Raw genomic sequence first — 26,262 nt, forward strand, 5'->3', positions numbered from 1 at the left:
CGGCAGAGGCTCTAGCCTTCGCTTCCAAGAGGTGCCGCTCCATGGCGGCGCGGTCGAGGGGGCATGCGACTCACGGACATTCAGCGGGACGTGGTGGCCCGGTATCTGGCAGGCCAGTTGGGGAGCCATCCCCATGCGGGCCTCGAGACGATCTTCGGTCCGGAGGTGAATCAGTACATCCGCTTCCAGAGCACCCCTCATGCCTATGCGTTGGAGGCGCTGCGCGTCTGCGAGGAGCGGTGGCGTCAGGGCGAGCGCCGCTGGTGCCTGATGCTCTGGGGGTACAAGCCGCTGACGGTGATTCCGGACGTCGACGCCATCTTCAAGGTCCACCGCGCGCTGCTCGAGCAGGAGGACCAGCTGCGCCAGGAGCAGGCGGCGAAGGACCCTTTCTCCGACATGTTGGTGTGCCGGCGCAACGCCTTCCTGGACCGGCGGCGGCTGCGTGAGTCGCTGAAGAGGCTGGCCACGGATGAGGGGCCGAGCATCCTGGTCGTGGAGGGCCCGGCCCGCAGCGGCCGTTCCTATACGCGCACCCTCATCCAGCACATCGCCGAGCAGCGAGGTCATTTCCAGGTGGCGTGGAACGAGTGCGGAGGGCCCGCAGCGACCCTGAAGGCGCCGAACCTCGCGAGCACCTTCTCCCTGACGCTGATGCGGCCGCCAGGCTCCATGCCCGAGCAGGATGCCCAGGCGCCCAGGTGGGCTCAGCAGCTCGCGCAGTGGGTGCTGGGCCATGATGCGGAAGCGGGCAGTCGCTGGTGGCTCGTGTTCGATGGCTTCGACGGCACGGCGCTCGCTCCGGATGCGCAGGCGTTCATCGAGAGCCTCGCGAGCCGTATCGCCACGGGGCCCGCGCGCAAGCGCTTCCGGCTGGTCCTGCTGCAGTACCCCCATGCGCTGCCCTCCCCGCTGCGCAGGGAGGTCGTCCGGGAGAGCCTCCAGGCTCCGGATACGCTCGGCGCCGACGACGTGAGCGAGTATTTCCAGTGGCTGTTCCGCTCGCGTAACGAGGACTTCGAGCCGCGGGCCCTCCAGGCGCTCGTGGACGATGTGATGGCGCAGGTGCCCTCCAGCAGTGACCGCCTCCAGCAGCTCTGTGTCGCGGTGGAAGACGTGACGGACCGTCTCCTGGGGGAGGCATGAGTCTCAATCTGCTGAAGAAGCGCTGGACCCTGGATGCCGTCCGCGAGCGGCTGGACACGGACGCTCCCGGGAGCAGGGGACGGCGGGCGCGCCCAGGAAGGGTCTCCGCCGTGCGCAAGGCCTTCCGCCGTGCTGCCGCGGTCCTCGTGTCGTTCGACCCCGAGCGGCTCCGGCCGGATGGTGAGGCGCGGGCAGCTGAGAGCGCGGTTCAGCTCCTGATGGAGGACTGCTCCGTCGTCGCATCGTCGGATGCGAGTCAGCCCGCGCGCTGGACCTTGAAGGCGGACGTCCGCCGCGCGGCGCTGAAGTCCATGGGGAGCAGGGGGTCGCTGCTGCGTGCGGTGGAGGCAAACCCGCATGAGATGGATGCGGCTGGGCAGCGCATGCTGACCGCCTGCATCCAGGACCGGGTGCCGCCACTGGAGGGCTGCTCCGAGCGGGAGCTGGCCGAGCTGCTGGACGCGGTCTTCTGGCTGGAGGACGTGCTGAAGGAGCTCCCGGGCAAGGAGCCATTGCAGAGGTTGCTGGAGCAGAAGCGGCTGCTGTCCCCCTTCGACTACCTGGTGGGAGAGCACTTCCAGGGGCGGCGGGACGAGCTGGACGCACTGCGCACCTTCGTGGGGCTCATTCCTCCCGAGTCGATGCTCAACCGCATGAAGCACCTGGCGGACACCTTCTGGAACGGTGACCCCGCGGTGCTGGTCCTCCACGGTCCCGGAGGCGTGGGGAAGTCCACGCTCCTGGCGAAGTTCCTCCTGGAGCATGCGAGGCTGCCAACGGAACAACGGTTCGCCTTCGCCTACCTGGATTTCGACAACCCGCGTTTCAGCTTCGATGACCCGCTGGGGCTGTTGTCGGAAATCGTCAGGCAGCTGGGGATTCAGTACCCGGAGCACAGGGAGGCCGTCGAGGCAACGGCTCGTAGCATTCACCGCTATGGCCAGACGATTGAGCCGGACGTCGCGCGTTCTCCCGACCTGCTGATTCCCAAGTCTGTGGGGGCACTGCTCAATCAGTTGAGGAGCAGTGAAGGTCAGGCACAGGAAGACGGTTCGAAGCCCAGGCTCCCTTTCCTTCTGGTGCTCGATACTTTCGAGGAGGTTCAGTACCGCAGCTCGCCGATGCTCTTCCGGGTTGGAGCCTTCCTGAAGGGCTTGTGGTCAACGCATCCCGACGTTCGCGTGGTCATCTCCGGGCGCGCACCGCTTCCATCCTTGAAGGTGAATGGCCGTGCTGGAAGAAGTCTGGCGCTGACGGAGCTGGACGAGCCCGCGGCGCTGGGACTGCTCCGCTCACATGGCGTGGAGAGTCCGGAGCTGGGCACGGCGCTGATGAAGCAGGTGGGCTGCAATCCGTTGAGCCTGAAGCTGGCCGCGACGGTGGCGAGGCAGGAGGGGCTCCAGAAGGGGCCCATCCGCGACCTCAAGACGCGACACCTCCTGTTCTTCACCGCGAAGGAGACCGTCGTCCAGGGCCAGCTCTACCAACGCATCCTGGGGCACATCCACGACCCGGACGTGCGCAAGCTGGCGCATCCCGGGCTCGTGCTGCGGCAGGTGACCCCCGCGCTCATCCGCGAGGTGCTGGCGGGTCCGTGTGACATCCAGCTCCTGGAGGATGATTCGGAGCGGGTGCTGTTCGAGGAGCTGCGGAAGGAGGTCTCACTGGTCAGCAGCGCCGGGCCGGAGCAGGTGAAGCACCGGCCGGACGTGCGCGCGGTGATGCTGGACCTGCTCATGCGGGACCGGCCGGCCCAGGTGGAGGAAATCCACCGTGCGGCCGTGACCTTCTATGCGCGGCTTCCTGGCGTCGAGAACCGTGCGGAGGAGCTGTATCACCGGCTGATGATGGAGGCGGCGTCCTCTGTCCTGGACGAGCGGTGGATGGACGGGGTGGGCGAGTTCCTCTCCGGCTCTCTTCAGGAGATGCCTCCGTCCAGTCAGGCGTTCCTCGCGGCTCGGCTCGGCATCTTCCTGCCGGATGACGTCCGAGGTCGCGCGGACCTCGAGTCGTGGGAGCGGCTCACCGCCGAAACGGTTCGCAAGACGCTGGAGCAGGGAACGCCCGATGGTGAGGCCATTGCGGCGCGGATCCGCGTGAGCGCGGAGCTGAGCCGGATGCTCACCCAGAGCGGGCCCGCCATTCTCGTGGTGGATGGCCCCCCAAAAAGCGGTCGCTCGTACACGCAAGGCCTCATCCGGCGGCTCGCGGAAAAACATCACGCCTTCAAGCTGGCGGCTGTCCAATGTGAGGGCCCGGGTGACTTCCTGAACGCCTCCAAGCTGGCACAGGAACTGTCCCTCATGATGGGGCGCCCTCCTCCCGGGCCCATGCCTGTCCTGCGGGCTCCGATGTATCGGTGGGCACAAGAGCTCGCGACGTGGGTCCTGGAACATGACGTGGGCTCTCACGACTGTTGGTGGTTGGTGTTCGATGGATTCGACGGGTCTCCGCTGCCCCCCGGCGTCGAGGCGTTCATCGAGAACCTGGCGCAGCGGATGGTCACCAGTCCCGCGCGGGAGCGCTTCCGGCTGGTCCTGTTGGGATATCCTGGAACGCTTTCGGCGAGGCTGCACCGTGAGGTCGCGCGGGTGACGCTGCCTGGCCCGGACAATGGGGAACACGGGCGCAACAGTGTGGTGGAGTTCTGCATGGCCCTGCTCCGTGAGCGGAAGGAGCGCTCCGATGGCAGCCCGCTCCATCCTCTGGAGGTGGAGGCGCTTTCCTTGGTGGAACGCCTCGATGAAGCGGAGGACCTGCTGGAAGAGGCCATCCCGAGGGCCCGGCGTGCTCGGGATACTCGAGTGCTGCTGCAGCTCCTGCTCCTCGGAGGTCGGCTGCGGCTTTCAGAGCGGAGTCTGGAGAAGGCCCATGCCCGGCTGACCGAGGCGGCAGAGCTCTCGCTCAGGAGGGGGGATGTCATCTCCCATATGGCGGCCCTCCTCGAGGTCATCCAGACTCCTCTGGTGAGTGTCCCGGAGGAGGGCCTGCTGCGCGCGGAGCTGGCCCGGCTCTTTACCGGCACTCCCGAGTCGATACTCAAGTCCGGGCAGGCGGTCTGCCGCCGCGTCGTGGCCGAGCTGGGCCGAGAGCGCACGGACGTGCTCCTCATCGGGCTCCGCGCCGTGGGCCTCCCGGCCGACTCGGAAGTGCAGGTGCTGGGGGAGTACCTGGACTCGAGCTTCGCGGAGGAGCGCGGGGACTACGTCAGGCGTCTGGCCTCCGGGCTGGAGCTGCGGTTCAACGCTCCACCCCATGGGTTCGTGGACGTGCTTCGCGCGGCCCAGGCACTCCATCGGCTGGATGAGGCGTTGGCCATGGTCGTGCGCGAGCTGCCGCACGATGCCCAGTTGCACGCCATGATTGCCCGGCAGATGGTGCGCCGGTTCCATCAGCCCTACATGGCCCTGACGTGAGCCACCGCGTTCTCGTCCGCTACAGGCCGTAGGCCTCCAGCAGTCGCAGCCACACCTCGCTCATGGTGGGGAACGACGGCACCGCGTGCCAGAGCGTGTCGAGTGGCACCTCGCCGGCCACGGCAATCGTCGCGGCATGGAGCATCTCGCCCACCTCCGGCCCGGTGAAGGTGGCGCCGAGGATGATGCGGCGCTTCTCGTCCACCACCAGCTTCGCGGTGCCCTTGAGCCCCTTGCCGAAGAGCCCCGTGCCGGTCACGTTCTGCATCTCGTACTGCACCGTGCGCACCGGCAACTTCGCCTCCCGCGCCTTCGCCTCGGTGAGGCCCACACTCGCCGCCTGTGGGTGCGTGAAGATGACCTGCGGCGTCGCCTTCGCGTCCGCCCACGCCTGCGCCTTCTTCCCCGCGATGATGTCTCCCACCAGCCGCGCCTGGTACTTGCCCATGTGCGTGAGCAGGTTGCGGCCATTCACGTCGCCGCACGCGTAGAGCCACCCGCCCTCCACGCCCTTCGCGCGGAGCTGGTCGTCCACCTCCACGGACTTCCCGGCCTGGAGGCCCACCGTCTCCAGCCCGATTCCCTCCGTGCGCGCCACGCGCCCCATCGCCGCCAGCAGCGCGTCCGCTCGGACCTCCTCGCCGTTCGTGAGCGTCACCGTCACCTCGCCCTTCTCCCCGGTGCGCTGCACGCGCGCTGCCGTGGTGCCCAGCAGCACCCGCACGCCCGACTCGCGCAGCCCCTCGGCGACCTGCTCACCGACGAAGGGCTCGAAGCGCGACAGCAGGCTCTTTCCGCGCTGGGCCAGCGTCACCTCCGAGCCCAGCGAGCGCCACGCCTGCGCCAATTCCACTGCCACCGCGCCGCCGCCCAGCACCACGAGCCGCTTCGGCACCTCCTTCGCCCCGGTGCCTTCGCGGTTGTCCCACGGCTTCGCCTCCTTCAGCCCCGGGATGTCCGGCAGGCGCGGCCGGCTGCCCGTGGCCAGCACCACCGCGCGCCGGGCCTCCAGTTCGCGCACCGAGCCGTCCTTGCCTTCCACGCGCACCTTGCGCGGGCCGGTGAGCTTGCCGTTGCCGCGCACCACCGTCAGCTTCGCGCCCTCCGCCCACTTCACCTGCGAGTCGTCGTTGTAGTTGCCCACCATGGAGTCGCGGTGCTCCAGCACCGCGCTCGCCACGAGCGGGCCCTTGATGGCCTCGCGAGCGCCGGGCGCGTGCTTCGCCAGCCACAAGGCCTCCGCCGGTCGCAGCAGCGCCTTGCTGGGGACGCAGGCCCAGTACGAGCACTCGCCGCCGAGCAGCTCGTGCTCCACCAGCGCCACCGACAGCCCCGCCGCCGCGGCGCGTGCACCCGCGTTCTCACCCGTGGGCCCCGCGCCAATCACCACCACGTCAAAGGCTTCCGCCATATGCATGCACCCCGTGTGCGGTACGGCCTATGCGGAGCGGGCAGGAAGGCCAATCCAGCAACGGTCTGCCGTCGGATTGTGGAAGGAGTGGCTGGTAGCCAGATGACACCTGCTCCTGGGCTTCGGGCGGCATGGGGGCTTTGCCCAAGCCACCCATTCAGGGCCGGAGATGCAGGCGGCTCCACGTGACAGGTCCTGGAACCGCCTTCTCGCGATGTCAGAAATGACGGCGGTTTTGCGTCTCTGGGGGAGGGGGGATTACCGCGGCTTTGCCGCAGGAGGTAGGACGTGCAGCGGAAGTTCGGAGTGACGTTGTTGGAAGGTAGCTTCAATGAAGCGGTCGTTGATGCCGTCTGGGAAAAGGCCCAGAAGATTCTCGGCGTCGACCCCCGTTCCGTGCGGAAGGACTCATGCGGAGCATGGATTTTCCGTACCGACTACGGGAAGACCACGAGGTTCGGCTGGGAGATTGATCACGAAGTGCCCGTTGCGAAGGGCGGTACGGACAGGCTGAGCAATCTGCAGCCGCTCCAATGGGAGAACAACCGCCACAAGTCGGACACGTGGCCGCTCTGGTCTTGCAAGGTTACCTTCTAAGCGCAGGAGTTAAGACCCTAGCTGGTGATTCTTCGAGGCGCTGCTCCTGTATGGGGCAGCGCCTCTTCTGTTTCTGGGTTGCGCGACGGATGTCAGGAACCTGTGGGCAGCGCGTCCATGGCCGATTTCCCGGGGGCGCAAGGCGCCTTGCTCCGGAACAAAGGTCAGGCCGTGCCGGAAGCGAGAGCGCGGCGGGAGGTGTGCCATGGGGACTGCATTGAACGGTGTCTCGGGTCGCTCCTCGCTGTGCGTGCCTGTCCGGGTCTGACCTCCTCCCCCGCTGAGCCGAAGTGCTGAGCTGGATGGAGCGGGCTTCCGCCCTCCCAGGACGCCTGCGCGCGGAGCTGTAACCGCCGTGCAACCGGCCGACGTGTGCCCTGCCGTGTCCTCCGTGGCGTGAAGCCCGGAAGGCGCGAGGCGCACGCGCGGCCCGCTGGGAACCGTTCGTCCACTCATGTCTTCTTCCAGGAATCGCCGTCCCCGCGCGTCTCGCCGACGCGAGGGCTCTTCGCTGTCGTCGTTCTCGCAGTCACCGTCCGAAAACCCGTCCGCGCGCCACCTGCGCGTGCAGTCCACCCTGTCCCAGGAGGTGTCACTCCTCTTCCGTGGCGGCCTGTCCGACCCACGGCTCGAAGGTGTCTCGCTGTCGTCGTTCGAGCTGTCCCCGGATGGCCGCCTCGTCCGCATCGGCTACACCCTGACGCCCGGGTCCGCGGCCTCCGGCACCCGCGCCGTGCAGGAGGCGCTCGAGCGCGCGAGCGGCTACGTGCGCTCGCAGCTCGCGCTCCACCTCGACATGAAGCGGGTGCCGCAGCTGCGCTTCATCTACATCGGCGTCGCGGACCGCCCGGCGCGTGAGTCCGCGCCGGGCCTTCCTCCCGGCACCGATGAACCGGCGCCCCCCGACTCCCTCGCCGACTCCGAGGCACTGGAACCCGAGCGTCGGTCCGGGATGCACCCCCCGGACGCTGACTCCGACGATGAGGGAGGTGAGCCATGATGCCCCGCGTCCTCCCCGCGGAGCCCGGCGCCGTGCCCATCCTCGTCTGGGCCCGCGCGTTGCCACCGGGAGCACAGAAGCAGCTCCGCCACATCGCCGCCCAGCCCTACGTCGTCGACCACGTCGCCGCCATGCCCGACATCCACGTGGCCTCGGGGGTGGCCGTGGGCACCGTCTTCGCCACCGAGCGCCACGTCGTGCCCGGCGCGCTGGGCGGAGACCTGGGCTGCGGCGTGAGTGCCTGGCGCTTCCCCCAGCCCGCCTTACTCCCGGGCCGTGACGTGCTGGAGCCGCTCCTGGCCCGGCTGGCCCGCGAGGTCCCGGTGGGCGACGCCGTCCACCGGGGCCGCGGCGTGGCGCTGCCGCCCGAGCTGGAGTCCCCGCCGCTGTCCACCCAGAAGCTGCGGCACGCGTGGGAGCGGCTGGCGCCGCGACACCTGGGCACGCTCGGCGGAGGCAACCACTTCCTCGAGCTGGACCGGGACGCGGACGGGGACGTGTGGCTGCTGCTGCACACCGGCTCGCGAGGCGTGGGGGCCGCCATTGCCGACCACCACCTGCGCGTGGCGCGGGCGCTCGGCCAGGGCGCCCTGCCCGCGCTGGACACGCACATCCCCGAGGGCGTCGCGTGCCTCGCGGACACCCAACAAGCCTGCCTCTTCGCCCGCGCCAACCGGGACGCCATCGCCGCGCGCGCGGTGCCCTTGGTGGCCGAGGCGCTCGGCGTGTCCCCCGACGCGGAGTCCACCGTGGACGTGCACCACAACCACGTCGCCGCGGAGGAGCACGGGGGCCGCGTGCTGCTCATCCACCGCAAGGGCGCGGTGGGGCTGGAGGCCGGGCAGCGGGGGCTCATCCCCGGCTCCATGGGCACGGCCTCCTACGTGGTGGAGGGCCGGGGCGAGCCGCGCGCCTTCCGCTCCTGCTCGCACGGGGCCGGCCGCGTCCTCACCCGGACCGAGGCCCGCGCCCGCATCCGCCCGGCCGCGCTGGAGCACGCGCTGCGTCGGGTGGTGTACGACCGGGGGCGCGCCGCCGCCCTCGTCGAGGAGGCCCCCGCCGCCTACCGCGACATCACCGAGGTGCTGGAGGACGAGGCCGACCTCGTCACCCCCCTCCTGCGCCTGACGCCCCTGGCCGTCCTCAAGGGCTGAGCCCACGGCCCGCGGCGACGCGTCGCTCCAGGCCCGGGCCGTCCCATGCGCCCCGGGCCCGGGCACCCCGGCTCGGACAAGGGGCCCCCCGCCCGGGGGCCAGGCGGCCCTGGGGGCGCTCGGCTTCACTCGAAGTCCAGGCGGGCAGTGACGCCGGGCCCGGATTCTAGGGCTCCCGGCAGATCCTCATTGGCGCCGCTGCCCCGGTCGGGTCAGATGGCGGACACGGCCGGGAACCATGTCAGGATGGGTTCCCGAGCCCGTCGAAGTGCCGTAGAATCGGGCACCAGACTCACACGTGCGAACCTGCTGGGGCGTCGTCTAATGGCAGGACATCAGACTTTGACTCTGATTATCAAGGTTCGAATCCTTGCGCCCCAGCCACTCCGCTCCGGGGGGACGCGGTAGCAAGCGCGTCCGTCCGCGTGCATGAAGGACGGTGGCCCGATGCCGCAGAAGACGCTCCTGCTGGTCTCCGTGGGTAGCCCACCGGCCTCCCTGTTGAGGGACTTGCAGGACCCGCTGGCGACGCACATGGGCGTCCAGGCGGTGGTGGCGAAGACGGCGCTTCCCTCTCCGGCCTACGCCTTCAACAAGGACCGGGCGCAGTACCACTGCAACGCCATCATGCGGCGGCTCTCGCCGATGCTGGAGCCCGGTCAGGCCGCCGTCATGGGCATCACCGACGTGGACCTCTTCGTCCCCGACTCGCCCTTCGTCTTCGGCGAGGCGGACCGCGAGTCCCGCACGGCGGTGGTGAGCCTCTTCCGCCTGCGCCAGGGCGCGGACGGCGACCCGCTGCGCCGCCGCATCCAGGGGGAGGTGGTGCACCAGGCCGGGCACCTGCTGGGGCTGTCCTACTGCGAGGACCCCCGGTGCGTGATGTTCTTCGCCCAGACGCCCCAGGACTGCGACCGCAAGCAGTTGTCGCTGTGCAACATGTGTCGCAACGAGCTGCAGAAGCTCAACCGCTGACAATCCACGGGAGGCCGTTGAATCTCCCGTGCCGCGTTGACGTCCGTCCCGGTGCGCCCTGTAGTACGGGGCACTCGGAAGCGGCCGGAAAGCGGAGTGACTGCGATGACGGGCATGCGGCGTTTCATCGGCGGAGTGCTGGCGGTTGGATTGCTGGGGGCGTGCGAGCCCATCGACGAGGGCGGTGGCGGCACCACCGGCGACGTCCTCTTCACCCAGGGCTTCGCCTTCGTGCGCGAGGACGACCGCAACGTCTACGTGGTGGACGACGACGGCGACCCCAACAGCCCGCAGAAGCTGACGACGACGGGCGGGGTGTACTGGCCCTCCGTGTCGCGCGACGGGCGCAGCATCGTGTTCGTCCAGCGCACCGGCAATGCCACCTCGCTGCGGACGGTGCCCACCGCGGGTGGCGCCACGGCCACGCTGTTCAGCGCGGGGGACGCCGCGTGTACGCGCGGCTGCACCAACTTCCGCACGCCCACCTTCAGCCCGGACGGGCGCAGCGTCGTCTTCGTCTTCACCCCGGGCAATAGCTCCCTCACGTCGCTGGGCCGGGTGAACACGGACGGCAGCGGCTTCGTGGAGCTCACGCCGAACACCACCATCGCCTACGGAGCGCCGTCCTTCCTGCCCAACGGGAGCGCGGTGATTGCGCCCGCGGGCAGCGGGCTGGGCCAGCTCAACCAGATTGCGCGCGTGCCGCTCGACGGCTCCAGCCCCATCATCAACACGTTGGGCAACGAGGTGCTCGCGGTGGAGAACCGCGTGGCGGTGTCGCCCAACGGCTCGCAGGTGGCCTTCGACGGGCGGCTGTCCTCCGGCAGCGTGCGCATCTACGTGGCCTCGCTCGGGGCCTCGGGGGTGAGCGCCGCGCAGCGGGTGACGGACCTCACCGCCGCGAGCGTGCAGGAGACCTGGCCGAGCTGGACGCGCGCCAACCAGCTCGGGTTCCTCTTCGTCGACGCCAGCGGCGGTGACCCGGGCATCTACCGCGCGACGACGGGCACGGGGTCGCCGAGCTCGGTGTCGCTCGCGGTTCCCAGCGCGGCGGAGCCGTCGTACGGGCCGCTGTAGACGCGTGGCTTGCGTACGTATCGCCCTCCTCGCGCTGGCCCTGTGCGCCGCGTGTGCGTCCGGGCCGGGCGGAGCGGGGCGGCCGATGTCAGAGCCCCCCATGCTCGCGCAGCCGCCCGCCGGAATGCGCCTGCACACCGGTGCGCCGGAGGGAGGGCTGCCGTACCGCCTCTTCGTCTCGGAGGAGGCCACCGCCGCGCGCCCGCACCGGCTCCTGGTGTGGCTGCATCCCTCGGGAGGCGCCGGCCTCGGGCTGGTGGAGCCGCTCGCGGCGGACTTCGCCAGGCGGGGCTTCGCGCTGCTGACGCTGTCCCGGAAGGACTTCTCCGGCTGGCGGGGCGCGGAGGCCAACCGGGTGATGCTGAACGTGGTGCCGGACGCGGCGCGGGTGCCGGGCGTGGAGGCGCGGCGGCCGGTGCTGCTGGGCTTCAGCGCGGGCGCGCAGATGGCGCTGGAGCTGTGGTCCGCGCGGCCAGACGCCTTCGGCGGGCTGGTGCTCCTGGCCGGGGCGCCGCGCTTCTCGCGCGGGAATGAGTCCGCTCCGCCCACCGGGGCCGCGTACACGCGCGTGCCCCTGCTGTCCCTGGTGGGGGAGGGGGACGGTGACGGGCCCGCCCTGTGGCGCCGGGCGCTGGAGACCTGGAGCGCGGCGCGCGTGCCGCTCCAGGCGCGCGTGGTGCCCGGACGGGGACACGAGTGGCTCCTGGTGGAGCCCGCCGAGCGGGACGCCGTGCTCGCCTGGCTGGCCGCGCTGCCTCCAGCAGGGTGACGCGACAGCCCCCGCTGCCTCGGTGGCCGGGGAGGTGACGCTTCGGCTGGCCGCGCTGCCACCGGTGGACTGACTCGCGCCGGGGGCGGCTGGCGTCCAGGGCCGCGAGGCGCGATGCTGCCGGGGCTTGGAGGTGGGTGATGTCCCTGTTCGATGCAGTGCTCGCGGGCGACCGTGAGGCCGTGAAGTCCCAGCTCGCCGCCAGGGCGGACCCCAACCCGTTCGACGCCGAGGGCCGCACGCCGCTGATGGCCGCCGCGCGCGCGGGCCGGGCCGACCTCGTGCGCCTGCTCCTGGAGGCGGGCGCGGACCCCGAATTGACGGACAGCATCGGCGAAACGGCGCTCATCATGGCCGCCGCCCATGGCCACGTGGAGGCCTGCAAGCTGCTGCTGCCGCACGCGAAGGACGACGAGCGGGACCTGGCGCGCACGCTGCTGTCCGGCGTGGGAATCACGGACCTGCGCTCCGAGCCGTCCATCCCCGAGCCGGACAAGATGGACCGCAGGCTCGCCTCCGCGGGCGCGTACGTGGCCGGCAAGCTGGGGGATGACGGCCCCACGAAGCGGCTGGAGCGGGCCCTGCGCGCGGAGAAGACCCGCAAGCGCTGAGCCTTCGTCGGCTCCCGGACACTCCTGCACCGCGGGGCATCCCCTGTTACGTCAGTAACAGGGTTTCTTCAGCATTTCACGGATGGCCTCCCCGCTCGAGACGGGCTGGCCGACGTGTGTCAGCAGGGGGGCCAGGGGGAGGTGCCAGGGCTGGCGCGCTTTTGAGTTCGTCGCGGAGCCGTGACATGGAGACGCCGGACACGCGCCTCATCTACAGCGGCACCGTGCAGGGGCTGTTCCTCATCGCCCTGCGCGGACGCCTGTCCGCCGCCGCGCGCGAGTCGCTGCGCTCGGAGGGGCTGGAGCTGGACGAGGACCTGCTGCCGGCCTACCCCTTTGCCTCGTGGCTGCGGTGGCAGGACATCGTGCTGCGGGACGTGTGGCCGGGGCTGTCGCGAGAAGAGGCCCAGCGGCGGCTGGGGCACACCGCCCTCGAGGGCCTGCTGTCGACGATGCTCGGCCGGGTGATGGCGACGGCCGCGCGGGCCCTGGGGCCACGGCGGGCCCTCGGTCAGCTGGACCGAGGCTTCCGGGCGTCGAACAACTTCCAGGCCTCGCGCGTGACGGAGCGGTCGCCCACGGCCTGCGAGCTGTGGATCAACGACATCGCGGGCCGGCCCTCCTACTACCTGGGCCTCCTGGAGGGAGCGCTCGCGGTGATGGGGGCGTCCCAGCCGCGCGTGTCGGTGCTCCGGCAGGAGGCCCCCGCGTGCACCTTCCTGGTGGAGTGGAAGGAGTGAGCACGCCCTGAACGACGAAGGCCCGGGGCTTCGCGGTGGAAGCCTCCGGGCCCTCGCTCGCGGTGACGGGCGCTTGCGGGCCCGTCAGCCGGCCTCCCTCACTCCGGCTTGGCGCTCACCACCGCGCCGGGCGTCACGGTGCCCGCGCCGCCCTTGGTCTGGACGAGCGCGTCCGCCACCAGCTCGGTGATGTCCTTGATCTTGATGTTCTCGCCGCGCTCGGTGTCGTTGACCGCGTCGTTGAGCATCGTCGAGCAGAACGGGCACGCCACGGCCACCACGCCGGTGCCGCCCTTCTCCTTGTAGTCGCCCACCATGCCCGGCTTCTTCTTGTCCGCGGCATCGGGGTACGGCGTGGACGGGTCCTCGGCGTGCTTCAGCGTCAGCGCCGCCTCGTTCAGGCGGTTGTGGTTGATGCGCGTGCCGATGTGCTCCTCCATCCACATGCGCCCGCCGCCGGCGCCGCAGCAGAAGCCCTCGCGCTTGCTGCGCTGCATCTCCACGACCTCGAGCCCGGGGATGGCGTTGAGCACCTCGCGGGGCGCGTCGTACACGCCGTTGTGCCGGCCCAGGTAGCAGGGGTCGTGGTACGTGAGCTTCGTGTTCATCACCGCCGAGAGCCGGATGCGCTTCTCGTTCAGCAGCTCGTTGATGAGCTGCGTGTGGTTGATGACGCGGTACTCACCGCCGAACTCCGGGTACTCGTTCTTGATGGTGTTGAAGCAGTGCGGGCACTGGGTGATGACGGCCTTCACGCCCATCGAGTTCCACGTCTCGACGTTCGTCTTCGCCATCGTCTGGAACAGGTACTCGTTGCCCATGCGGCGCGCGGAGTCGCCGTTGCACATCTCCTGCTTCGACAGCGTGGCGAAGGACACGCCCGCCTCGCGCATGATCTTCACCAGCGAGCGGCTGACCTTCTTCTGCTTGTCGTCGTAGCTGCCCGCGCAGCCCACGAAGAAGAGGTACTCGTACGGGCCGCCGCCGTCACCCCAGGTGGGCAGCGCCAGGTCCTCGGCCCACTCGTCGCGCCGGTCCTGGCCCAGGCCCCAGGGGTTGCCCTGGCGCTCGATGCCCTCGAACACGCGCTGGATTTCGGGGGGGAACTCCGCCTTCACCTGCACCTGGTAGCGGCGCATGTCGATGAGGCGCGGGACGTTCTCGATGAACACCGGGCAGGCCTGCTCGCACCAGCCGCAGCTCGTGCACGCCCACACCGTCTCCGCCTTCAGCGCCGAGCCGACGATTTCGGGCAGCGGCTCCTTCACCTTGTTGGGGCCGTAGCCCTCTTCCGTCCACTGCTCGTGCTCCCAGATCCAATGCTTCAGGTCCTGGTTGACGCCCTTGTGCGTGAGCGGCTTGCCGGTGATGTACGTGGGGCAGTGCGTCTGGCAGCGGCCGCACTCGGTGCAGGAGTAGAGGTCCAGGCCCTGCTTCCAGGTGAGGTCCTTCACCGTCGCGGTGCCGAACTCCTCCTTTTCCAGATTCGGCGTGGGGAGCTTGCCGGTGGAGTGGGTGCGCTGGAAGAAGACGTTGGGCAGGCCGGTGATGATGTGGAAGTGCTTCCCGAGCGGCAGGAAGTTCAGGAACGTGAGGATGATGACGAGGTGGGTCCAGAACCCGGCCACGCCCAGCACGTGCGCGGGCACCTCGCCCATGGGAATCATCGCCAGACCCACCAGGCTGGTGACGGGCTCCCACCACACGAGCGAGGCCGCCGTCTGGGGCACCTGCGTGGCGCCCATCTGCGCCTGCGCGGCGTGCGCGGCCACCATGTGGCTGCCGCCGAAGAGGAACTCCGTAATCATCAGCCCGGAGATGAAGCCCAGGATGAGGTACGCCTCCCAGGAGACCGTCATGCGGTCCGGCTTCACCTTCCAGCGCGTCCAGACGAAGTAGGCGCAGCCCAGCAGTGCGAGCGCGGCCACCACGTCCTTGGCCAGCAGGTAGACCTTGTAGAGGAAGAGCAGCGGGCCCGCGTCCGCCCAGAAGGGGTGGCCCAGGTCCGTCAGCACCTCCAGCGCCGTGGACGAGAAGCCCATGGCGAAGAGCATCACGGTGCGCAGCGCCAGCACCATGAAGGCGGCGTAGATGAAGACGTGCATCAGGCCCGGGGTGAACTCCTCCGGGTCCACCATGCGCTTCTGGCCGAGGCCGAAGAGCACGAGCCGCTTGATGCGCAGGGGGATGTTGTCGAGCCGGTTCTCCTTCTTCATCGCGAGCAGCACGCCCACGCGACCAGACATGGTCATCACGAAGATGGGAACGGCGACGGCGAGCAATAGGCCGGTGATGATGGGGCTCATGGGACTCTTGAGGACCTCTGGGGTCGCGCGCGGCTTGAGAAGGCCCGGATGCCGCGGCGCGGCAAATCTCGAGTGCTGCTCAACCCTAACAGGGGTGATTCGCGAATCAAGCGCCGTGCGGTGGCGCGTGTCCGCCAGTGAAGCACGCGGATGAGGCCCGCTGGTGGGGAACCAGCCGCTGCGCGCATTTACAGCGGTTCACCCGTTCCGGAAGCGCGCTTGAAAATGGGAGCGCCGTCAATCCTGTAGGGGCTCCCCCGGTGAAGCGTATGTCATCCCCTGTACGATAGACGGCCCCGATGTCCGACGGCTGATGATGACGCAAGTGCTCGGATTCACATGCCTGCTTGGCGCTGGGCAGGCAGGCAGGCGTGGGGTGGCCGACAAGCCGAGAACTTTGAGGGCCCAAGGGCTTTACAACGCGGAGCGACATGTTCAATCTGACCGGTAAATCGGTCAACGCTTGAACGGTCGGGTACCGCATGGGGTGGGCCCGAGTCGACCGAATGGAAGGGCGCCCGAGGAGAGGCGAGCCGCGAGGCCGACCATCTCCACCCAGGCGGAGCGTCCGAAGGAGCCGGGCATGGTTCAGCACGACGACACCACGTACATGGACGATGAGGGGCTGCCCTACGCGGACCGCAAGGACGAGGGCGAGTCCGAGGGTGTGCCTCAGGCGGACGGCTCGGCGGGAGGCCGGTGGGGTTACGGCGAGGAAGCGTGGGGCGGTTGGCACGCGGCGGAGTAGCTCGGAGCCCCCGCGGCCCACGGATGCGCGGGGGCATTCCTGTTGTACCTGTGACTGAGCAGCGCGAAGCCCGAGCGGCGGCTCCCTCCACGGTGAGCTCCCGGGCCTGAAGCGGCCTCCGGGCCGTCATCGTTTCCAGGACAAGGACGTGCAGTCCGTTTCCCCGGAACCCGAGGTCTGGGGTCGAGGCGCCCCCCTTGCCCGAAAGCCTGACTCCCGACATTCTCGTGCCCTGAAGCCTTCCCGCGGGAGCCCCCGCTCCCGGGCGTTGTGGCCCATGAGACTTCCGGCAGCGAGGGTCGTCGTTCCTCGCAGAGTGATTCGCGGCACAATGCCTCGTGAGACCACGGGGGAGTTCGGATGAAGCAGACGGCCTGGGCAGTGGAGCGCGACGCCGAGCACGGCCGTGAGGTGCTCCTGCTCGTGACGCTGGAAGCGGACTCCGACGCGCCGCGCGCGCCGGTGGCCATCAACCTCGCCCTGGACCGCAGCGCGTCCATGCGTGGCGTGCCGCTGCTGGCCGCCGTGCAGGCCGCGCAGACGCTGGTGGAGCGCGCCAGCCCGCGCGACTACCTGGGCCTGCTCACCTTCGACGCCGAGCCGGAGCAGGTGCTCCCCATGCGCGCCATGGAGCCCAACGCGAAGGCCATCTTCCTCAAGGTGCTCTCGCGCCTGGAGTCCGGCGAGGGCACCGCCCTGCACGAGGCCGTGGAGCGCGCCGCCGAGGCCGCCCGCCGCGTGCTCGTCCCCGGCGCCCGGCCCCAGGTGCTGATGCTCACCGACGGCGAGCCGTCCGTGGGCCCCTCGCAGCTCCCCGAGTTCAAGACGCTGGGCGCCCGCGTCGCCGAGTCCGGCGTCATGCTCCACGCGCTGGGCCTGGGCCGGCACTACCTGCCCGACATCCTCGAGGCCCTCACCAGCCCGTCCGGCACCGGCTTCGTCCACGTGGACGACCCGGAGGGCCTGCCCATGGCGGTGGGCCAGCTGGGCGCGGAGCTGTTCGGCGAGGTGGTGTCCGACGCGCGCGTGTACGTGCTGCCCACGGGCTTCGCCGACCTGCGCTGCCGCCACCGCTACCCCGCGCGCGTGGAGGGCGACGCCATGAGCGCCACCCTGGGCGCGGTGTCCCAGGCCTTCCCCCGCCGCGTCCTCTTCTCCGGCCTGCTGGGCAGCGCGGAGTGGAACGTGGGCGTGTCCTCGTCCTTCACCGAGCACGGCGACACGCGCCGCGTCACCGTGCCGGTGACGCGCATCCTCCCGGACAGCGACCAGGGCCGCTACGTGCGCGCGGTGTCCGCGGAGCTGGAGCTGGTGGCCGCCGAGTCCGCCGCGTGGAAGGCCCTGGGCCGTCGCCACCAGGACTCGGCCGAGCGCGCGCTCGAGGCCGCCGACATGGCCCTCTACAAGCTCGCCCGCCTGGGTGCCCCCGAGGTGCCCGCGCAGCGCCACATGGAGCGGCTGGCGGACCTGCGCCGGTTCCTGGAGCGCCGCGCCAACCAGCAGGTGCCCGCGCTGGTGATGCGCCGCGCCCACTCCGAGGTCTCCCGCATCACCATGAGCCGCGTGGGCCCGGCGCTGCCCGCCCCGGCGCTGGTCCCCTGGAAATCAGAGGACTAGGCGTCACCCGCCTGTAACCGCCCGGACTTCCAGCCCGTAGAAGAAGGGCGGGCGGGGAGGCGGCGGGGAATGCCCGCCTGCCCGGATGGTTCATTCACGTTGGAGACCCGTGCCCTTCGCTGGCGGCCCGGCCTCCGGTGGGTTAACGGGAGGCGCATGAAGCGTCAGCAGTCGAAGAGGCTCGGCCGGGCCGGGGTTGTCGGAGTGCTCCTCATGGCGGCGGCCGCATGGGCACAAGTGCCCGCGTCCGCCGTGGGCACGGGGGCGCCCGACGAGGGCGACCCGCGCGTCGAGGCGACGCTGCTGGTGGACTCCACCCAGGTGAAGCCGGGCGACACGTTCCGCGTGGGCGTGCGCTTCCGCATGGACCCGGGCTGGCACATCTACTGGAAGAACCCGGGCGACTCGGGCCTGGAGACGGAAGTCTCCTGGGACACGCCGGGCTCCACGGTGGGGCCGCTGCGGTGGCCCTACCCGCACACCTTCCGCACGCCGGACGGCTTCATCACCACGCACGGCTATGACGGCGAGGTGCTCCTCTTCGCCGAGGCGCGCGCCGCGCAGGACGCCACGGGTCAGCTCCAGCTGTCCGCCGCCGCCAACGCGCTGGTGTGCGAGGTGCACTGCATCCCCGCCGAGCTGATGCTGACGCGCAGCGTGCCCCTGGGCCCCGAGACGGTGCGCGACGCGGAGGCCATGCGCGCCTTCGACGCGGCGCAGGCGAAGGTGCCCCGCCCGACGGCGGACACCGGCCACACCGTGCAGCTCGCGCTGGACGCGAAGCAGCTCACCGCCGGGCAGGACTTCACCGGCACCCTCACCGTGACGGGCCCGGGCGGCGCGCCCCTGCCCGCGACGGAAGCGGACTTCTTCACCCCCGAGCGCATCGGCGGCGTGGCGAGCGTGACGCTCACCCCGGCGGGCGCGGGCCGCTTCACGCTGAAGGGCAAGGCGGAGCCGGACGCGCCGGCCGCCGAGCCGCGCCTCACGGGCGTGCTGCGCCTGGGCACGGCGGCGTCGGGCTACCAGCCGCTCGCGGTGGACGTGCCGATGGCGCCCATGGTGGCCGCCGCCGGGGCCGTGCCCGCCGCGCCTGGCGTCGCGAGGCTGCCCTCCGTGAAGGACAGCATCGCCGCCGTGCAGCCGGTGGCCGCGGTGTCGCCGGCCGCCGCCGCGGCGGATTCCCCGGTGGGCCTGGGGCTGGCGCTGCTGTTCGCGTTCCTCGGAGGCGCGCTGCTCAACCTGATGCCGTGCGTGTTCCCGGTGCTGGCGCTCAAGGCGTACGGCTTCACGCGCATGGTGCAGCAGGAGCAGGGGCGCGTGGCCTCGCACGCGGCGGCGTACGCGGGCGGCATCATTGGCAGCATGCTGCTCTTGGCCGGCGCGGTGCTCGCGGTGCGCGCGGGCGGCACCAGCGTGGGCTGGGGCTTCCAGTTCCAGGAGCCGCTGTTCGTCGCGGCGGTGAGCGCGGTGCTGGTGGCCTTCGCGCTCAACCTCTTCGGCGTCTTCAACGTGGGCATGGACGGCACGGCGCTCGCGGGCAAGGTGGACAGCAGCCACGGGCTGATGCACAGCGCGGGTGAGGGTGTGCTCGCGGTGGTGCTGGCCACGCCCTGCTCGGCGCCGCTGTTGGGCACGGCGGTGGGCTTCGCCTTCGCGGCGGGGCCGCTCACGGTGCTGGCCGTCTTCACCGCGCTGGGGCTGGGCCTGGCGCTGCCCTTCTGCGTGCTGGTGCTGGTGCCGGGGCTGGCGAAGAAGCTGCCGAAGCCGGGCGCGTGGATGGAGCGCTTCAAGCAGGTGCTGGGCTTCGCGCTGCTGGCCACCACGGTGTGGCTGGTGTGGGTGATGGGCGGGCTGGCCGGCGTGGACGGCATGGCGCGGCTGCTGGCCTTCCTCGTCGCGGTGGGCCTGGGCACGTGGGTGTACGGCCAGTCGCAAGCGCAGGAGGGCGGGCGCAGGTGGGCCAGCGTGGCGCTGGCGGCGCTGGTGCTGGTGGGCGCGGGCGTGGCGTCGCTGCGCTTCGACGGGCTGGCCCCCGAGGCCCGCGCGTCCTCCTCGGTGGTGGCGCGGACGCAGCCGTGGGACGCGGCGGCCGTCACCGCGGCGCTGGAGGCCGGGCAGCCGGTGTTCATCGACTTCACCGCGGACTGGTGCCTCACCTGCAAGTTCAACGAGCGCACCGTGCTGGCGCGCGACGAGGTGCGGGCCGCCTTCACCGAGCACCAGGTCGCCTTCTTCGTGGCCGACTGGACGCGCCGGGACGCGCGCATCACCGCCAAGCTGGCCGAGCACGGCCGCGCCGGCGTGCCCATGTACCTGGTGCTGAGCCCCGGTGCTCCGGACAAGCCGGAGGTGCTGCCGGAGCTGCTCACCGCGGACCTGGTGGTGGACGCGGTGAAGCGCGCGGCGGAGTGCTCGCCCTCGCGCCGCAAGGATGGGGCCAACATCGTCTGTGCCGTCGGGTTCCCCCGGCCCTGAAGTGTGGCTGTCTGTCGTCGGTATTCCGCTGTCTCAATGTAGAGGAGGAACGCCATGAAGCAGGTCTTCACCGCACTCTCGCTCGGCGCGCTGTTCCTGGGCGCCCCCGCCTTCGCCGACGCCGAGGTGGGCAAGGCCGCCCCGGCCTTCACGCTGAAGGACGAGACGGGCAAGGAGCACTCGCTGGCGCAGTACAAGGGCAAGGTGGTGGTGCTCGAGTGGACCAACCCCGAGTGCCCCTTCGTGCAGCGGCACTACTCGGCCGACACCATGGCCAACACGCTGAAGGGCTTCGACGCGAAGAAGGTGGTGTGGCTGGCGGTGGACTCCACGGCGCACAACACGCCGGACAAGTCCGCGGCCTGGAAGAAGACGGAGGGCTTCACCTACCCGGTGCTCCAGGACGCGAGCGGCACGGTGGGCAAGTCCTTCGGCGCGAAGACGACGCCGCACATGTACGTCATCGACGAGCAGGGCGTGGTGCGCTACGCGGGCGCCATCGACGATGACCCGCGCGGCAAGAATGACAAGAAGGTCAACCACGTGAAGACGGCGGTGGACGCGCTGCTGGGCGGCAAGGCGGTGCCCACCGCCACCAGCACGCCGTACGGCTGCTCGGTGAAGTACAAGAGCAGCTAGGTTGCGTCCCCTCGTGGGATGATGCCCGGAGGCCCTCGTCCCGTACGTGGACGGGGGCCTTCTGCTTTTCGCGGTGGAGGGACGCATGAGCACGTGGAGCATCCGCAAGGCTGGAGTGGCCGACATCGAGGATGTCGTCCGGCTGCGACGTGAGTTGATGAGCATCTTCGGCGGGCTGACGGAGGCGAACGCCGCGGCGTGGGAAGAGGCCACCCGGCGCTACCTGCGCACCGCGCTGCCCGAGGGACGGTTCCACGTGTGGCTCGCCTCCGTGGAAGGCGAGGCCGTGGCGTGCAGTGGGCTGTCTCCCTTCGAGCGGCCTCCGGCGGCGAACCACCTGAGCGGGCTGGAGGGCTACATCCTCAACATGTACACCGCGCCCGCGTGGCGGGGCCGGGGCCTGTCGCGCGCGCTGATGAAGGAGTTGATGGCCTTCGCGCGCGAGGCGGGCATGGGACGGCTGTGGCTGCATGCCTCGGAGGACGGCCGGCCGCTGTACGAGAAGCTGGGCTTCGCGCCCAACCCGATGGCGCTCGAGTGGACGCCCGGGGAGTCATAGCGCGGCCCTACGACGCCCCCTGCAGCGGGGCTGTCCCCTCGTTCAAGATGGCGAGGTAGCCGCGGTAGGCAAAGACGCGGCCTCGCTTGCGCCCGGTGACCTCCTCCACGATGCCCAGGCGCTCCAGGTCGGCAAGCGCCGCGTTCACCGTGGGGGCAGTCAGTCCGGTCCGAGCGACGAGCTGGTTCGAAGTGAAGTACGGCTGCGTCTGCAACAGCTCGTGCACTCGGAGCGCTGAACCGGTGCGCTCGCTCTCGGTCGTGATGCGTTCCCGGTCGCGCTTGAAGAGCTCGACGATTCTTGTTGCCGCTTCGAACGCCTGGTTCGCCGTCTCCTCGACGCCTTGGAGGAAGAATTCGAGCCAGGCCTCCCATGCCCCCCGCTCACGGACCTCCTGGAGCAGCCGGTAGTAATCGGCCCGGCGCGTCTTCAGGAAGAGGCTCAGGTAGAGCAGCGGCTTGCGGAGCACGCCCTGGACGCACAGATAGAGCGTCACGAGGAGGCGGCCGATGCGGCCATTTCCGTCGAGGAAGGGGTGGATGCTCTCGAACTGCACGTGCAGGAGCCCCGCCTTGATGAGGGCCGGCAGCCGGGACTGCTCCTCGTGCATGAAGTCCTCGAGGGCGCCGAGGCAACCGTCGAGCTCCGTCACAGGGGGCGGGACGTACAGGGCATTTCCGGGCCGAGTCCCTCCAATCCAGTTCTGCGAGTGACGGAACTCACCGGGGTCCTTCGTGCCACCGCGTCCGCTCTGCAGCAGCCGCGCATGCATCTCACGGATGAGCCGGAGCGAGAGTGGCAACTGCTCGAGCCGTTCGAGCCCGTACATCATCGCGTCGACATAATTGGAGACCTCACGGATGTCGTCGATGGGCTGGCCTTCCTGGGCCTCGGTTTCGAACCGGAGCAGGTCGGAGAGCGTCGACTGCGTCCCCTCAATCTGCGAGGAGAGCACCGCCTCCTTGCGCACGTACATGTAGAGGAACAGCTCCTGGCGCGGCAGAAGCATCGTGATTCCATCAAGGCGGCCCAGTGCCCGCTCGGCGAGGCTGAGCCGGTTCAGCAGCGCCAGGACGTCGATGGGCGGGGCTGGCGGCAAGGGCGGCGGGACGAACGACCGCACACGCTCCCCGGCGGCGGTGGTCTCCACGAACCGGCCCAGCCTCGAAGACGCAGCTGCCGTTTCAGCCATGCCCCCAGCATCCTGATGGGGGTTATTTAAATCAAGGGGCTGAAATTTAAATAAGCCGCCTTCCAAGGAAGGCCGCCTTTAATAGATATTTTATTCAGTGATTACGGGGCTTTGGCCGCAGTCTGCCCTGTACGAAGAGGCGCTGCGGCCCATCGACATGGGAGGGGCCGGCGCGGCTCATTCCCTGCCGGCATGCCGCTTCCTGGCGAAGGGAGCGGCCAGCGGAGCCCCGGCCGGTGCCTTGTCCCACGCGCGTCGGGTTCGGACCTTTGGGCCCAGAGGAGGAACGACGCATGGCCGACAACAAGGGCAAGCCAGTGAAGGGTGACGAGCGGACGGACACGAAGAGCGCCGAGGAGCTTCAGCGGGAGGCGCGCCACCAGGAAGGCGGAGAGCGCCGTGACGTGGCCGACGAGGACGTGGGCCAGGACCGCATCCACCAGAAGGGGACTGGCGGCTACGGCGCCGAGAAGGGCACCGCTCCCGCGCGTGAGGCGCCCCCGGTGAGTGACAAGGACGACCGCAATCGCTGAGGCGCGAAGTCGAACGCCCGGCTTTCGCAAGCCCCTGTCCGTGAGCGCGCCGCCAGCAGCCGCTCCGGGCCCCGCTCCTGGAAGCCGTGCCTGGTGCATGACCGGGCACCCGGTGTGCCCGGATGCGACGGGTGGGGCACCGGCCTCCGGGCCGGCGCCCCGGGTGCATCAGTTCCTCATCCAGCGGTTCTGGAAGAAGCTCGTGTACCACTTGCGCCCGTCGGCCGTCTTCTCGTCGAAGTCCGTGCACTGGTAGCAGCGGAACGCGCGCGGTTTGACGGCCACGCCCCCGTAGGGCATCCCGCTGGCGGTGTAGCTCTCGTTCTTGGTGACGCGGGAGTGCAGGTGGGGCGCCCAGTTGTAGCCGGCGCCCCCGTCCGAGTTGCCCGCGTAGCCAATCACCGTCGAGTAGGCATCCACGCTCGCTCCCGCGCTGATGCCCGGGCCCCACCCGTTCAGGTGCGCGCTCAGGCTGCTCCAGAGGCCGTGGCGCACAATCACGATGCGGCCCAGCGTGTAATGGCCGCCCTTCGCCCAGCCTGCGTAGCGGACGGTGCCGGAGAAGTGGGAGTAGACATTGGCGCCGAACTGCAGCGGCCAGTCATTGGCGTATTGCTGGTTGTGGTAGCCGGGGTCCTCGCAGCTCACGTGGAAGCCCTCGCCCCACCAGCTCCCGCCGTTGCCGCTCATGCGCGTCCAGCCGCGGTCGCCGTAGAAGTTGGCCGTGGAGTCCCACTGCGTCTGCCACTGCATGTCGGTGCCGTACGGCGCCAGGATGCCGCAGGCCAGCTCGGCGGAGGCGGCGTGGGTGTCACCGGAAGCCTCCGCGGCGGGCACCTCGCCGGTGGAGAGGCCCGCCTTCGCGTCCTCCAGGGCCTGGGCCATCCGCTCGGCGCGCGCGGCCTCGCTCCGCCGCGCCTGCTCGCCTTCCGGCTCCCAGTACAGCGACTCCTTCTCGGACTGCAGGCCCAGCGAGTGCACCGGGCGGGTGGGCGCCACGAAGCGCAGGGTGCCCAGCAGCGCGCGGGCCCGGTCATCCAGCCCCGGCTGTGCCGTCCACACGCCAATCTCGTAGAGGCTCTCTCCCGAGGCCACGTAGACCACCGAGTACGGCTGGGTGCCCGGCAGCCCGGTGACGGCGACGCCGCGCAGGCCGTCCGCCACGGTGACGTCGGCACGCACCGGCCGGGGGACGCCCGGGTGCGCCTCCATGGACTCGAGCTGCGCACGGACCCGCGCCTCCAGCTGCTCGGGCCCTGCGTCCCGCACCCGGGCGATGCGGGCGATGGGCTCCCGGTCATGTGGGCCGTCCACGGACGGGTCCCGGTCCTCGCCGGAGATGAGGAAGCCGTGGCTGTCGTCGAACAGCACGGCGTCGCGGTTCACCTCCCAGCCCTCGGGGAGGGGGACGGACACGCCCACGGCGTCATCCGTGAATCGCCGGAGGTCCGGCGGGGTGTCCGCGGGCGCGTCGGCGCAGGCGGTCAGCAGGGTGGCACTGGTCAGCAGGAGGGTTCGCAGTCGCATTCGGGATTCCCGGGTGGGGGGGACAGGCCCGCCGAAGCGGGCACTCCGCCCTGAGCAATCCCGATGCCACGGAAGTCCCAGCCGGCCGCGGGCGCTCCCGGGGGCCGTGGCGGTGCTGCTCGAGCGAGGCCGTGGCCTCCCCTATGCGTGTTGCTCCCGGGGCGGAAGGCCTCGCCGGTGCTGCTCACGTGACGGGGGCGGTGTCGGGGTGCCCTTCTCCGCGCGGCCGGCCTCGCGGGGAATCGTGAGCAGCGCGCACAGGGCACCCACGAAGCACAGCCCCGCGGACACCCAGAGCGCGCGCCGGGTGCCTTCGAGGAAGTCCGCGCCGGCGCTCCCGCTCAGTCCGCCCAACAGCGGCAGCAGCGCCACCGCGAGCAGGCCGGCGATTCGCGCCACCGCGTTGTTCACCCCGGAGGCGATGCCTGCGTATCGGTCCTCCACCGCGCCGAGCACCACGGCGGTGAGCGGGCCCACGGTGATGGCCAGCCCCAGTCCCAGCACGATGACGCCGGGCAGCACGGTGCTCACGTAGCTTCCGCCTTGACGCATGAGCGTCAGGAGCGCCAATCCCACGCCCGCCAGCACCGGCCCCACCACCATCAGCGGACGCGCGCCGATGCGGCCCGCGAGCCGGCCCACCACGGGCGACAGTGCCAGCATCAGCAGTGTAATCGGCAGCAGCGAGGCCCCGGCCGCGAGCGCCGAGTACCCCAGCTGTTGTTGCAGCGCGAGCACCACCAGGAAGATGGCGCCACCCAGGGCGAAGTACACCGCGAGCGTGGTGAGGTTCGCTCCGGAGAACGTGCGCGAGCGGAAGAGGGTGAGCGGCAGCATCGGATGACGCTGCCGCGCCTCCACGAAGACGAAGGCCAGCAGCAGCGCGGTGCCTCCCACGGCCGCGAGGATGATGGGCGCGTTCCAGCCGTGGGCCGGGCCCTCGATGAGCGCGTAGATGACGCCGCCCAGGCCGAGCGCCGCCGTCGTCGAACCGGCGAGGTCCAACCGGCGCGCGTCCCCCGTCGGCGCGTCGTTCGGCACATGGCGCAGCGCCACCCAGACGGCGAGCGCTCCCACGGGCACGTTGAGGAAGAAGACGAGGCGCCAGGAGCCCGCATCCACCAGCCAGCCACCGAGCAACGGCCCCACCGCCGTGGTGACACCGGACAGTCCTGCCCAGGCGGACACGGCGCGCTGGCGGTCCGCTTCCGCGAAGGAGGTGCGCAGGAGCGCGAGGCTCGCGGGCACGAGCAGCGCGGCCCCCACGCCCTGCGCGGCGCGGAACAGCGCGAGCGTCCAGACTCCCGGCGCCAGGCCGCACAGCACCGACGTTCCGGCGAAGGCCACCAGGCCCAGGAGGAAGACGCGGCGCTGACCCAAAGCATCCCCCAGCGCGCCCCCCGTGAGCACCCACGCGCCGAGCGTGAGCAGGTACGCGTCCACCGCCCACTGGAGGCCCGACAGGTCCGCCCCCAGCTCGCGGCCGATGGCCGGCAGGGCCACGTTGACGGCGGTGCCATCCAGGAACGCCATGCCGCTGCCGAGGACGCTGGCGAGCAGCACGCTCCGGCCCTGCTTGCTCGCATAGGCCACGGAGGAGGGAGGAGCCGGAGTGTCGGGGGCCATATGGCTCAAGCGTGGAGATGCGGCCACGGCCACGCCATGCCTGGAGCCACTGACGAGGCGTGATTCAGGGCACTCGCGGGGGCGCGCGCACGTCTGCCCGGGTGCTGGGGATGTTGCGCGCTCGCGGCGTGCGTACGGTGT

21 protein-coding genes and 1 tRNA gene are annotated in these 26,262 nt (G+C 70.5%); 17 read left to right on the top strand and 5 right to left on the bottom strand.

Features of this window, described 5'->3' with window-relative positions:
* Positions 1-63: 63 nt before the first annotated feature.
* A complete protein-coding gene (locus ACX9TP_RS01910; protein WP_482977982.1) occupies positions 64-1,146 on the top strand; it encodes a hypothetical protein in 1,083 nt (360 codons plus the stop codon).
* Positions 1,143-4,562, top strand: a complete 3,420-nt coding sequence (locus ACX9TP_RS01915) for a P-loop domain-containing protein (RefSeq protein ID WP_482977983.1) — start codon at positions 1,143-1,145, stop codon at positions 4,560-4,562. The genes ACX9TP_RS01910 and ACX9TP_RS01915 overlap by 4 nt, the downstream gene beginning before the upstream one ends.
* 19 nt (positions 4,563-4,581) lie before the next feature.
* Here the strand turns inward: ACX9TP_RS01915 and ACX9TP_RS01920 are convergent, their stop codons facing one another.
* Positions 4,582-5,973, bottom strand: a complete 1,392-nt coding sequence (locus ACX9TP_RS01920) for a dihydrolipoyl dehydrogenase family protein (RefSeq protein ID WP_482977984.1) — start codon at positions 5,971-5,973, stop codon at positions 4,582-4,584.
* A 288-nt stretch (positions 5,974-6,261) separates the two neighbouring features.
* On the opposite strand from ACX9TP_RS01920, the gene ACX9TP_RS01925 reads away from it, so the two are divergent.
* The 9 genes from ACX9TP_RS01925 (at position 6,262) to ACX9TP_RS01965 (ending at position 12,896) form a co-directional block, all read left to right on the top strand.
* Positions 6,262-6,570 (top strand): HNH endonuclease signature motif containing protein, encoded by a 309-nt coding sequence (locus ACX9TP_RS01925; protein WP_482977985.1) that lies wholly within the window; start codon positions 6,262-6,264, stop codon positions 6,568-6,570.
* 454 nt (positions 6,571-7,024) lie between these two features.
* Positions 7,025-7,570, top strand: a complete 546-nt coding sequence (locus ACX9TP_RS01930) for a ribosome-binding factor A (protein WP_482977986.1) — start codon at positions 7,025-7,027, stop codon at positions 7,568-7,570.
* On the top strand, positions 7,567-8,724 hold the full coding sequence (locus ACX9TP_RS01935; RefSeq protein WP_482977987.1) for an RtcB family protein: 1,158 nt from the start codon (positions 7,567-7,569) through the stop codon (positions 8,722-8,724). The genes ACX9TP_RS01930 and ACX9TP_RS01935 overlap by 4 nt, the downstream gene beginning before the upstream one ends.
* A gap of 310 nt (positions 8,725-9,034) precedes the next feature.
* Positions 9,035-9,108, top strand: a tRNA-Gln gene (locus ACX9TP_RS01940).
* 63 nt (positions 9,109-9,171) lie between these two features.
* The gene (locus tag ACX9TP_RS01945) at positions 9,172-9,699 is read left to right on the top strand and encodes a non-proteolytic archaemetzincin-like protein (RefSeq protein WP_482977988.1); all 528 of its coding nucleotides are present in this window, start codon (positions 9,172-9,174) and stop codon (positions 9,697-9,699) included.
* Positions 9,700-9,804: 105 nt separating this feature from the next.
* A complete protein-coding gene (locus tag ACX9TP_RS01950; RefSeq protein ID WP_482977989.1) occupies positions 9,805-10,776 on the top strand; it encodes a hypothetical protein in 972 nt (323 codons plus the stop codon).
* 85 nt (positions 10,777-10,861) lie between these two features.
* Positions 10,862-11,545 carry an alpha/beta hydrolase gene (locus ACX9TP_RS01955; protein ID WP_482977990.1) on the top strand — a complete coding sequence of 228 codons (684 nt, stop codon included), beginning with the start codon at positions 10,862-10,864 and terminating at the stop codon, positions 11,543-11,545.
* A gap of 140 nt (positions 11,546-11,685) precedes the next feature.
* Positions 11,686-12,156 carry an ankyrin repeat domain-containing protein gene (locus tag ACX9TP_RS01960; protein ID WP_482977991.1) on the top strand — a complete coding sequence of 157 codons (471 nt, stop codon included), beginning with the start codon at positions 11,686-11,688 and terminating at the stop codon, positions 12,154-12,156.
* 185 nt (positions 12,157-12,341) lie between these two features.
* Positions 12,342-12,896 carry a DUF2378 family protein gene (locus ACX9TP_RS01965; RefSeq protein WP_482977992.1) on the top strand — a complete coding sequence of 185 codons (555 nt, stop codon included), beginning with the start codon at positions 12,342-12,344 and terminating at the stop codon, positions 12,894-12,896.
* Positions 12,897-12,994: 98 nt separating this feature from the next.
* Here ACX9TP_RS01965 and ACX9TP_RS01970 read toward each other — a convergent pair whose 3' ends face one another.
* The gene (locus tag ACX9TP_RS01970; protein WP_482977993.1) at positions 12,995-15,202 is read right to left on the bottom strand and encodes a (Fe-S)-binding protein; all 2,208 of its coding nucleotides are present in this window, start codon (positions 15,200-15,202) and stop codon (positions 12,995-12,997) included.
* A gap of 583 nt (positions 15,203-15,785) precedes the next feature.
* On the opposite strand from ACX9TP_RS01970, the gene ACX9TP_RS01975 reads away from it, so the two are divergent.
* From ACX9TP_RS01975 to ACX9TP_RS01995, 5 genes are all read left to right on the top strand, one after another.
* On the top strand, positions 15,786-15,950 hold the full coding sequence (locus tag ACX9TP_RS01975; RefSeq protein ID WP_267857476.1) for a hypothetical protein: 165 nt from the start codon (positions 15,786-15,788) through the stop codon (positions 15,948-15,950).
* Between the two features lie 360 nt (positions 15,951-16,310).
* Positions 16,311-17,567 (top strand): vWA domain-containing protein, encoded by a 1,257-nt coding sequence (locus ACX9TP_RS01980; RefSeq protein ID WP_482977994.1) that lies wholly within the window; start codon positions 16,311-16,313, stop codon positions 17,565-17,567.
* Positions 17,568-17,723: 156 nt separating this feature from the next.
* Positions 17,724-20,045 (top strand): protein-disulfide reductase DsbD family protein, encoded by a 2,322-nt coding sequence (locus tag ACX9TP_RS01985; protein WP_482977995.1) that lies wholly within the window; start codon positions 17,724-17,726, stop codon positions 20,043-20,045.
* 54 nt (positions 20,046-20,099) lie between these two features.
* Positions 20,100-20,684 carry a thioredoxin family protein gene (locus ACX9TP_RS01990; RefSeq protein ID WP_482977996.1) on the top strand — a complete coding sequence of 195 codons (585 nt, stop codon included), beginning with the start codon at positions 20,100-20,102 and terminating at the stop codon, positions 20,682-20,684.
* An 85-nt stretch (positions 20,685-20,769) separates the two neighbouring features.
* Entirely contained in the window at positions 20,770-21,243 is a 474-nt protein-coding gene (locus ACX9TP_RS01995; RefSeq protein ID WP_482977997.1) for a GNAT family N-acetyltransferase, read from the top strand.
* A 7-nt stretch (positions 21,244-21,250) separates the two neighbouring features.
* On the opposite strand, the gene ACX9TP_RS02000 is transcribed toward ACX9TP_RS01995, so the two are convergent.
* On the bottom strand, positions 21,251-22,435 hold the full coding sequence (locus ACX9TP_RS02000) for a Fic family protein (RefSeq protein WP_482977998.1): 1,185 nt from the start codon (positions 22,433-22,435) through the stop codon (positions 21,251-21,253).
* A gap of 293 nt (positions 22,436-22,728) precedes the next feature.
* On the opposite strand from ACX9TP_RS02000, the gene ACX9TP_RS02005 reads away from it, so the two are divergent.
* Positions 22,729-22,968: a hypothetical protein gene (locus tag ACX9TP_RS02005; RefSeq protein ID WP_482977999.1), complete on the top strand. Its 240-nt coding sequence runs from the start codon at positions 22,729-22,731 to the stop codon at positions 22,966-22,968.
* Between the two features lie 168 nt (positions 22,969-23,136).
* Here the strand turns inward: ACX9TP_RS02005 and ACX9TP_RS02010 are convergent, their stop codons facing one another.
* Together ACX9TP_RS02010 and ACX9TP_RS02015 are read right to left on the bottom strand one after the other, a co-directional pair.
* A complete protein-coding gene (locus ACX9TP_RS02010; protein WP_482978000.1) occupies positions 23,137-24,495 on the bottom strand; it encodes a M23 family metallopeptidase in 1,359 nt (452 codons plus the stop codon).
* Between the two features lie 141 nt (positions 24,496-24,636).
* The gene (locus ACX9TP_RS02015; RefSeq protein WP_482978001.1) at positions 24,637-26,121 is read right to left on the bottom strand and encodes a DHA2 family efflux MFS transporter permease subunit; all 1,485 of its coding nucleotides are present in this window, start codon (positions 26,119-26,121) and stop codon (positions 24,637-24,639) included.
* Positions 26,122-26,262: the final 141 nt, after the last annotated feature.

It is taken from the genome of Pyxidicoccus sp. M15 (assembly GCF_056858435.1).